Genomic DNA, 280 nt, shown 5'->3' with positions numbered 1-280 from the left:
TGATGGCAGAGAGGTCACACCCGTTCCCATACCGAACACGGAAGTTAAGCTCTCTAGCGCCGATGGTAGTTGGGACCTTGTCCCTGTGAGAGTAGGACGTTGCCAGGCAATGGAGGATTAGCTCAGCTGGGAGAGCACCTGCCTTACAAGCAGGGGGTCGGCGGTTCGATCCCGTCATCCTCCACCATTTAGCCGACTTAGCTCAATTGGTAGAGCAACTGACTTGTAATCAGTAGGTTGGGGGTTCAAGTCCTCTAGTCGGCACCAGAAATCATGGCGG

2 tRNA genes and 1 rRNA gene are annotated in these 280 nt (G+C 54.6%); all 3 read left to right on the top strand.

What is annotated here, in order from left to right:
* Positions 1 to 108: ribosomal RNA gene (gene rrf, locus MR079_RS28690) — 5S ribosomal RNA — on the top strand; the annotation flags it as partial.
* A gap of 3 nt (positions 109 to 111) precedes the next feature.
* Positions 112 to 187: transfer RNA gene (locus MR079_RS28685), tRNA-Val, on the top strand.
* A 4-nt stretch (positions 188 to 191) separates the two neighbouring features.
* Positions 192 to 267: transfer RNA gene (locus tag MR079_RS28680), tRNA-Thr, on the top strand.
* Positions 268 to 280: the final 13 nt, after the last annotated feature.

The sequence above is a fragment of the Bacillus cereus group sp. BfR-BA-01381 genome (genome assembly GCF_022663555.1).
GTDB classification, from domain to species: domain Bacteria; phylum Bacillota; class Bacilli; order Bacillales; family Bacillaceae_G; genus Bacillus_A; species Bacillus_A pacificus.
Note: the sequence above shows the minus strand (reverse complement) of the source record. Positions and strands in the feature narration are given on the sequence as shown.